The organism is Aminobacter sp. P4_H6_2 (assembly GCF_056400805.1).
Genome location: NZ_JBFUKO010000220.1, coordinates 1 through 8036 on the forward strand (window position 1 = coordinate 1; position 8036 = coordinate 8036).

Genomic DNA, 8036 nt, shown 5'->3' on the forward strand with positions numbered 1-8036 from the left:
CCAGAAGCCTTGCCTGGCATTCTCGTTCATGGCGCGCAGGACGTGCTTGGCGTTTTCCTTGGACTGGTATTCGTCGAACAGCGCCATGATCTGCCGCATCATGACGTGCATGGGATCGTCGCCCATCTCCTGGGTGATGGAGACGAGCTTGACGCCATTTTTCGCCAGCTTGCGGACGTAGAACTCAAGCTCGAAGTGGTCGCGGAAGAACCGGCTGAAGGAATGGACCACGAGGATATCGAATGGTGCGGGCTTGGTCGTTCCCGCCTCGATCATGCGTTGGAATTCAGGCCGGCGATCGTTGGTGGCAGACGCGCCGGCCTCCACGAACGTTTCGACAAGCTGAAAGCCACGCGAGGCACACCATGTTTCACCCTGCCGGCGTTGGTCAGGGATCGACACATCATGTTCGGCCTGCCGCGTCGTGGAAACGCGAAGATAGAGGGCTGCGCGCTGCGCGACATCAGGACTGTGAATATTCATCGTGCGCCTCCCACGGCCTTCTGGGCGCCTTTGGCGGTTGTGAGCGGCAAGACCAGTTCCACACAGTCATGCTCGACCTTTGGGACGAGTTTTAGGCCCTGACCCTTTTCCATGCGGACGAGGCCGTATTGAGCCATTGTCTTGAGGGTCCGGGACAGACTGGATTTGGCTCTCCCGGTCATCTGCGACAGTTCCTCCAAGGAGGCCGGGGTCTTCTCCACGATCGTGCGCAGCAGGTCGCGATTGCCGCTTGAGAGCACTTGAGCAAAGGATTCGGTTGAGGTGAACCAGACCTTCGGATCGTCCGTCGGCGGCTTTTCCTCGCCGCGCGCAATCCGCATGGTGCGGGCCTTCATCTCATCGTAGTCGGCGATCCCGACTTTCAAGGTGGTCATAGTACGCCTCGCTCCTTCAACACCGCATCCACCGCCTGCCAGAAATCGGCCAGCAACGTGGCCGCGTCCTCGTAGGCATAGTGCTTCACGGTCTGGAGGCGGTGGCGATGGTCCATCGGCTCGCCGCGTCTGCCTCGGACTACTGGATGGGCATTATCAAACCCGACCAGCCGTTCGCCCGAAGGCCCGTGAAGCGTGAGCGAGTAATCGAGGCCGTGGGGCTTTTCCGGAGAAACCGGAACACGGGTGACGACGAACTTCACCCAATGACCGCCCTCGGGATCGACAACGAGCACCTGGCCGTCGAGGTCCAGAAGTGTGTCGAGGCTCGGGTCACGATCCTCGCTCATGGCCTATCGTTAACATCTGTTGTTAACGAACGCAAGCCGTCATTTTCGTGCTTGGCGTCGATGGGGCAGAACAACCGGTCGAGAGCGTCGCCGAAATATCGCTCAAATATGTCGATCTCCGTCTCCGTGACCGGCACAAAATCGGGCCAGTCGTCGATAACGGTGAGGGCGGAGTTGTTGGCGCTATCCGGCAAGGTACTGCGGTGCGACTGGCCTCTACAGGGCGCGGGATCGTCGGCGTAGTCGAAAAGATCGTCGGGAAGACTGTGCGGGAGCGACCTCTCCTCACGAGTGCGGCGTGCGCGCATAAAATCCTCCATGGTTTGCCGTGTCGTCACTTGGCGGACCATGGGGGGAGATCGGTGGGACGTAGCGTGCCGCATTCGCATACATACGCTGACGGCACCCTCAGTTATGCGGGCGTCACCGCAATTCGGCTTGTCAGGATTGGGTGGGGGCGCTGCCGTTCGGTATGTCGCAGCGGTCCGAATCCCTCCCGTGCCGCCGCTTGTGGCGCGATATGATTTCGACCCCACCCAACTGAAATGCTAAGTTTCGCGACAAAATCGCCTGTGTTGATTTTTCAGGGGAATTACTGTCGCAAAAGTCGTGTGCACAAGTCAAACTTGTGCGACAGACTTTCGCGACACTTCCCGGCCCGGAATCCGGGCCACTGCGGACGGCGACATTGACTTGTGATTAGGTGACATACTATATGCTGCCGCATGACGCTGCTCGAACGAAAACACCTTGCCTTGCTCGATGAGGCGCAACGCCGTGGACAGCGGGACACGGACAATATGCGGCTCTGTTTCGAGGTCTTGGCGCTGGCCTCGGGCATCGACCGGGCTTGCGCTGTGCGCCTCGCACCGCATCATCTCTCGGAAGGGAAATTCGTTCTGTTGCTCCTGCTGCGCGATCTGCCGAAAGGGCTTGCGCCGCACGAGCTGGCCGAACGGGCCGGCGTCACGCGCGCCACGATTACCGGCCTTCTCGATGGATTGGAGCGGGACGGCTTCCTTGCCCGTCATGGTGACAGGGAAGATCGGCGCAAGGTATCGGTGCGGCTGACGGCTAAAGGGCAGGCCGTGGCGCTCGATCTGTTGAATGAACATAGCCAATGGATTAGCTCCCTGTTCGCGGGATTCGAACAGCACGAGCGCGAGGCCCTTAGCGGCATGCTGCGGCGGGTCTGGCGCAACGTGGCGATTCCGGCAAAGGACAGCGCGGCCGTTGCTGCTGGCAATCCCCGGTGAGTGCTGGCCGGTCGGGAAAACGTGTCACGGATATTGAACCGGCCCGCCTCGCCCTGCTCAATGCTGGCGCTGTCGAGGCCGCCACGCTGACCGAGTGCCTGGCTGTGGACTTCGCCGCCCTTATGCGCGCCGTCTTACCCGAACTCGGGGAGGATGCCGCCACGGCGATGCGGCAAGCATCCGGGGAAGGGATTTCGCGGCGCATGGCATTGGCCGCGCGCCTGATCCATGAGCGGCGCGGCCCCGCCACCTTGGGCGAGCTGCGCGACCATGTATCCGATACGGCCCGCGGTTGGGCCTGTTTCACGATCGGCGCGGCCGACGACATGACGCTTTCCGCCCGGCTCGCCGCGATCCGGCCGTTTGCCGACGATCATCATTTCGGGGTGCGGGAGTGGTCGTGGATGGCCGTTCGCCCGCATATCGCGGCCGATCTCGACAACGCCATTACGCTGCTGGCCGGCTGGACTGCCGAACCGTCCGAGCGGCTGCGGCGCTTCGCCAGCGAAGCAACCCGGCCGCGCGGCGTATGGTGCACCCATCTCGGCCCGCTGCGGCAACAGCCGGAAAAGGCATTGCCGATCCTTGAACCACTCGGGTCCGATCCCGCGCCCTATGTGCAGGATTCCGTTGGCAACTGGCTGAACGACGCCGGCAAGGACCGGCCCGATTGGGTGCGGTCGCTGTGCGCCCGATGGTCGGCCGAGAGCGCCACGCCCGCAACTGCCCGAATCTGCAAGCACGCCCTGCGCTCCATCGACCGTAAGGGCTGACATACGAAAGGACCGCTCACATGGCGCACTATCTGGCCGAACTCTATTCCCCGAAACCCGCATGGCTGGCGCTCGACCAGAACGGCCGCCGCCAGTTTTTCGAGGCCATCGGCTCCGGCATGACGGCGCTGTCGGCCCTTGGGGTGGAAGCGATCGCCTTGGGCGAGACGGACGCCGCGACCCTCCATGCTCCATCGCAGAAATTCTTCGCGATCTGGCGCGCTCCCGACGCGGCGGCGATAGCCGCCCTTGTGTCAGGCATCGCCGCTTCCGGGTGGCATGACTATTTCGACACGATCAACGCGACAGGCCCCGGCGTCGATCTGAACGGCCATCTTGCGCAGCTCGCCGCGCTGTAGCCGATTTTAGGAGTTGCGCGACAAACGCCTTGAGACTCTGGGGCCGCGCGTAGCGGCCCCAGGTTTATGCGATTAGAACGTCAGCCCAAATGCCCGACGGATAGCGACCTGAACCGGAGAGGGAGGCAGGGTCGGATCGAACTCACCTTTTGGCAGGAGCGGCGGTTGCGCCATGAAGCGTGGCCGCTGCCCCCAGTGAGGTTGTGCAGCATGGACCAAGAACGGGTGGCACAGATAGGCCGTGCCTGCTGCACCCTCTGCCAGTCCCACCTCGCAATCTTCTGTCGAAGCGTAACCATTGGCAGAGAGCTGTCGGAGAGTTGCGCCGGCTGTGCCATAGGGCAGCAGCTCCCGCGCAATGATGGCATGTGAGCCTTTCCGTATCTTTGTCGGCGCATCGTCGGGGCCAACATCCGAAAACAAGAACAGCATCAGCAATGCGCGTCCGCTAGTCTTCACGTTGGCCCGCCACTCCATGAAATCCGGATCGTCGGTTCCAAAACTCACATCCACATGCCAACCATCGTCACCGGGGGATTCTGGTGAGGGGAAGCGGATCGGAAAGGTTCCGAGGCCCTTGGGAGCAACCCAGCGCCCCTCCCCAACGAGCTGATCGTAGGCTTTGTGCAGTTGCGGCGTGTTCGCGGCTTCTACGAAGGGGAGCGAGGACTTAGACCCCACCCGAATAACGGGTTGAACCCATTTCTCGGGTTCGTCTGGGGATAGCCCTATATCGGCCCACAACTCGTCCCTGCCTTGCTTCGCAAGATCGGCACTGAAGGCATTTTCGATTTTGACAAAACCGTCGTCAATGAAACTCTGGACCTGATCGGGAGCCAGGTCGATATGCTCGGTTTTAGGCATTACACATACTCCGTTCCGCTACCGCGTCAGCGGAGCTGTTTTGATCTGGCTGTCGCAAAATTCCCGTGTTTTACTCTACTTCGTTCTTCCGCTTACGGCCCTTTGCGGTCATACGGAATTGCTAGGGGAGCCGGATATGCCTCCAGGATGGTGGCGACGACATCTTCTACACTCATATCGGTTGTATCGATCCAGGTGCCAATCCGGGGCGTTTCATTGACAAGAGCGTCAGCGAGAACACGCGGAGGAAATTTCTCCGAGTAGCCGGTTTTGCTGCGCCCTCGATCCCTTTCGACCAAAGCCTCGACAGAGGGCGTCAAAACGACGACGTGGGGCACCAGATCGCCTAGCCGTTCAACGGCCAACAATAGGTGGTTTCCGATGAGAATATCTTCGTAAATGACGGTGAAACCGGATTGGACAAAGCGCCGTACGGCATCCGTTGCAAGTTGGTGCCGGAGGTTCAGTTGCGCCAGCGCCTCCGCGTCAAGGACTGGTCCCATGTTTGCTGTGCCGTTGATCATCATCCGTAGGAAAGCATCGCCCTCGACATATGCTGAACGCTCGAACCGTTTAGCCAATGCCATAGCAACTGTTGACTTTCCTGACGCCATTGCGCCAGTGATGATAAAAACTGGGGATGGCCGGTTCATCGTGTGGCACCTCCTTATATCGTTGCACAACGCCGACCTAATTGATCGGTGTTGGCGCCTTTCGGCCTAGTTGTCGCAGAAATCCTAAAACCGGTTAGAGAGCTGCGAGTTGCGCGACGTGGCCGTCCAGATCGACTCCGGACCCTGCCGCGTTGATTGTCTCGAAATCTCTCTGGAGTTTGTCGGCCGGCATTCGCGGCTCGACTTGCTCTTCGCCGATCCTGCCGCCTTTAGCTATCCTCCCGCGCGTAACGGCGCTCCAATTTGGAGAGTTGGCTGGCAAAGCCTTTTCTTTGCATGGCCGTGGTAGCGGCATCGTGCATCTGGCTCAGCGTGACGATCATGCGCACGCGCCCGTCCCCAAGGGGAAAGAAGGCCACGGCTATCGTGCTGTCGTATGGCGCGACATCGGGAAAGAAATCGATGACCTGGGCGAGCACCAGCCGCTCAACCGGCTTGAACTCGCTGAACGTGCCCCGGCACGGCTGCACAGTGGGCGCGTTCATGGCCTCCATGGCCGCTACCGCCTCGGGCGTATCGGCCACCATGTCATAGTGCAGCGCGCCGCCAACGCGCGCTTCGATCGTGCGAACATCGGCACGGAACTGCTCGGGTCCCCACCAGGACTCGAAGCCATCCTTCGTTGTCCAGAGCGCCCACAACTCCTGAACGTTAGCCTTGAAGGTCCGCTCGACGACGATATGCGCCTCGATCTGATCAGTCATCTTCTACTCCTTTTTCACTACGATTCTGCTGGCGTGTCTTGAGCGCGGCACCAAAGCGATCAAGCCGCGCCTCCCAAAGCTTGCGATACTTGGCGAGCCACTCGTCCAACTCACGGAAGCGGTCGGGCTTCAACGAGTAGAGCCGCCGCTGCCCATCTGCTCGCACGGCAACGAATCCAGCTTCGTTGAGGATGCGGAGGTGACGTGACACACCCGATTGGTGAATGCCGATCTCGGCAACGATGTCGTTGACCTGCCGCTCTCCGCGAGCCAGCGCGTCGATCACGCGGCGTCGGGTCACATCGGCCAAAATCTGAAACGCGTCTCCATGCATGTATGTGCATATACACAGGCCTACACTCGGATGCGGGCCTGACTGTCTGTTCGCCTCGGCGCTTGCAGCGCGAGTAGGAAGGCAGCATGTCGGGCTTAACTCTGGCTGCCGCCCAAAGGGCCAAGCCCGAAGTTGAAAGGCCCTGTCGGCCCGAAGAGCCGTCAAGCGACGCAGAAAATGTCGATATCCGTCGGACGCGACGGGCTGGCGACATTCTACACTGAGGCCACGATGAGTTGTCGCTGTCGATGATCACAGGGTGCGCACGTCTCGTGCGAGACCAAAGAAATGCAGGCATCAATTGGGAAAATCTCAGACGGTTTCGCGTCACACAGGGTGGTCACGGCACCAGTCATCAAATTGCTCAACGGTTTGGATGCTGTGATCCACGACCGCCTCGTACACAAGAACGCTGGGAACGCTATCAATGCTTTTTGGCCTATCTGCCAACACCTGCTTTATCTGGAGGATCACTCTGCGATGTTCATCCGTGATGCGTGGCAACAGGGTCTTGAGATGCGCCACGTCAGGTTGCCTTTCGGGCTGATCGACTAGCCAGATATCAAGCGTCCAGTTTGCGCCGTTCTGAGCTCGGACCGTTAATCCAAGATACAAACCATCTGGATATTTTTCGGGCTCAGCATTCCAGCCGCCACAATCGTTCCGAAAGCGTACCGCCGACACGATTGTTGGCTTCTGAATGAGTCGGGCAGCTACGGCGCTGAAGGCCTCGAGCGTATGGGCATCCAGCTTGGAACAAACAACGGTTATGTCGATGTCCCGCCGCACCATAAGCCCCATTGCTGTACTACCCACTCTGATTGGATGCCCAATGGATCCGAGCAGTTCCTCTAGCTGCAGTTCGCGGACTACATTGTCTGCTTCAGCTTGTAGATATTTCTGTGATTGAAACAGTTCAATCATAACAGTTCCTCGATTTTTGCTCTTCATCTGGTTTAGCGCCGGCATGACATGGCACTTGTCGCGATTGTGCACCCCATGTAACGCAGATCCAACGGCGGTCCTTCCAACCCGACGGGAACGAGCTGGCACATATCCGCAAGGTCGAACCATGGTTCGTAGGTTCCATGCGCTGCTACTTTGGCAAAACGAACTCGACACGCCGGTTCAGTGCGCGCCCATCCGGATTGTCCGCGCCGTTTTCAAGCGCGTTGGGCGCAATCGGGCGACTGGCGCCCAAGGCCTTGACCGCCAGTCGCGTCTTGTCTGCCCCGTGTTTCACGAGCCATTTCGCGACGGCATTTGCCCGCTGAAGGGACAGAGACCGATTATATCGATCTGTACCCTTGGAATCGGTATGGCCCTCGACAATGATCGTGCCGGCAGGGACGGATGCGATGAGACGTGCGATATCGGTGAGCGTCGGTTCCGCTGCCGGCTGGATGTCGGCCCTATCGAAATCGAACAGGACATCACCCGTCATGGACACCCTGACGGTCGTCGCGTCTTGTCGTACGGAAAGACCGCTGTGCCGGGCGGCAAGCCCATCGGCTTTCGCCGACAAATCCGATACGGTGCTGTTCAGATCGGAGGGAAGACCCTTCAGATCCAGAATCGTGGCCTTGAGATCGCGGATGTCACGATTGAAACGCGGCTCCTGCGCAAAGGAACCTCCCGCCGCTGCCATGATCATGACAGCCGCGAGGGCAGAGTAAGTTGCACCGGCCATGGCTATCGGTCGGCAATTTTAATCGCGTCGAGCGTCTCGACACCCGGAATTGTTAGCGACACTTCCGTTACGTCCTTTGGCGGGGCGGGAAATCTGCCGTGCCACGAGCCCGCGATCGGAGAATCCTTTTTGGTCTTGATGACCAGGGAGGGAT

Annotated in this window: 13 protein-coding genes; 3 read left to right on the plus strand and 10 right to left on the minus strand. The window is 59.8% G+C overall.

What is annotated here, in order from left to right:
* The 4 genes from AC1DUU_RS16380 to AC1DUU_RS16395 form a co-directional block, all read right to left on the minus strand.
* A partial coding sequence (locus AC1DUU_RS16380) for a recombinase family protein (protein ID WP_476784468.1) occupies positions 1-483 on the minus strand: 483 nt, incomplete at its 3' end.
* Positions 480-878, minus strand: a complete 399-nt coding sequence (locus AC1DUU_RS16385; RefSeq protein WP_476784469.1) for an HVO_A0114 family putative DNA-binding protein — start codon at positions 876-878, stop codon at positions 480-482. The genes AC1DUU_RS16380 and AC1DUU_RS16385, both read right to left, overlap by 4 nt.
* On the minus strand, positions 875-1228 hold the full coding sequence (locus AC1DUU_RS16390) for a toxin-antitoxin system TumE family protein (protein ID WP_476784470.1): 354 nt from the start codon (positions 1226-1228) through the stop codon (positions 875-877). Before AC1DUU_RS16390 ends, AC1DUU_RS16385 begins: the two co-directional genes overlap by 4 nt.
* Positions 1225-1536 (minus strand): hypothetical protein, encoded by a 312-nt coding sequence (locus AC1DUU_RS16395; protein WP_476784471.1) that lies wholly within the window; start codon positions 1534-1536, stop codon positions 1225-1227. The genes AC1DUU_RS16390 and AC1DUU_RS16395 overlap by 4 nt, the downstream gene beginning before the upstream one ends.
* A gap of 417 nt (positions 1537-1953) precedes the next feature.
* Here AC1DUU_RS16395 and AC1DUU_RS16400 point away from each other — a divergent pair, with 417 nt between their 5' ends.
* From AC1DUU_RS16400 to AC1DUU_RS16410, 3 genes are read left to right on the plus strand one after another with little or no spacing between them, the layout of a single operon-like run.
* Positions 1954-2484 carry a MarR family winged helix-turn-helix transcriptional regulator gene (locus tag AC1DUU_RS16400; protein WP_476784472.1) on the plus strand — a complete coding sequence of 177 codons (531 nt, stop codon included), beginning with the start codon at positions 1954-1956 and terminating at the stop codon, positions 2482-2484.
* Positions 2481-3257, plus strand: a complete 777-nt coding sequence (locus tag AC1DUU_RS16405; protein ID WP_476784473.1) for a DNA alkylation repair protein — start codon at positions 2481-2483, stop codon at positions 3255-3257. Before AC1DUU_RS16400 ends, AC1DUU_RS16405 begins: the two co-directional genes overlap by 4 nt.
* Positions 3258-3277: 20 nt before the next feature.
* Positions 3278-3616 (plus strand): DUF6616 family protein, encoded by a 339-nt coding sequence (locus AC1DUU_RS16410; RefSeq protein WP_476784474.1) that lies wholly within the window; start codon positions 3278-3280, stop codon positions 3614-3616.
* 72 nt (positions 3617-3688) lie between these two features.
* On the opposite strand, the gene AC1DUU_RS16415 is transcribed toward AC1DUU_RS16410, so the two are convergent.
* From AC1DUU_RS16415 to AC1DUU_RS16440, 6 genes are all read right to left on the minus strand, one after another.
* Entirely contained in the window at positions 3689-4480 is a 792-nt protein-coding gene (locus AC1DUU_RS16415; RefSeq protein WP_476784475.1) for a phytanoyl-CoA dioxygenase family protein, read from the minus strand.
* 92 nt (positions 4481-4572) lie between these two features.
* Positions 4573-5133: an AAA family ATPase gene (locus AC1DUU_RS16420; protein ID WP_476784476.1), complete on the minus strand. Its 561-nt coding sequence runs from the start codon at positions 5131-5133 to the stop codon at positions 4573-4575.
* A 230-nt stretch (positions 5134-5363) separates the two neighbouring features.
* Positions 5364-5858 carry an SRPBCC family protein gene (locus AC1DUU_RS16425; RefSeq protein ID WP_476784477.1) on the minus strand — a complete coding sequence of 165 codons (495 nt, stop codon included), beginning with the start codon at positions 5856-5858 and terminating at the stop codon, positions 5364-5366.
* On the minus strand, positions 5851-6192 hold the full coding sequence (locus tag AC1DUU_RS16430; protein ID WP_476784478.1) for an ArsR/SmtB family transcription factor: 342 nt from the start codon (positions 6190-6192) through the stop codon (positions 5851-5853). The genes AC1DUU_RS16425 and AC1DUU_RS16430 overlap by 8 nt, the downstream gene beginning before the upstream one ends.
* A 327-nt stretch (positions 6193-6519) precedes the next feature.
* Positions 6520-7116: a hypothetical protein gene (locus AC1DUU_RS16435; protein ID WP_476784479.1), complete on the minus strand. Its 597-nt coding sequence runs from the start codon at positions 7114-7116 to the stop codon at positions 6520-6522.
* A gap of 172 nt (positions 7117-7288) precedes the next feature.
* On the minus strand, positions 7289-7846 hold the full coding sequence (locus AC1DUU_RS16440) for an OmpA family protein (protein WP_476784480.1): 558 nt from the start codon (positions 7844-7846) through the stop codon (positions 7289-7291).
* Positions 7847-8036: the final 190 nt, after the last annotated feature.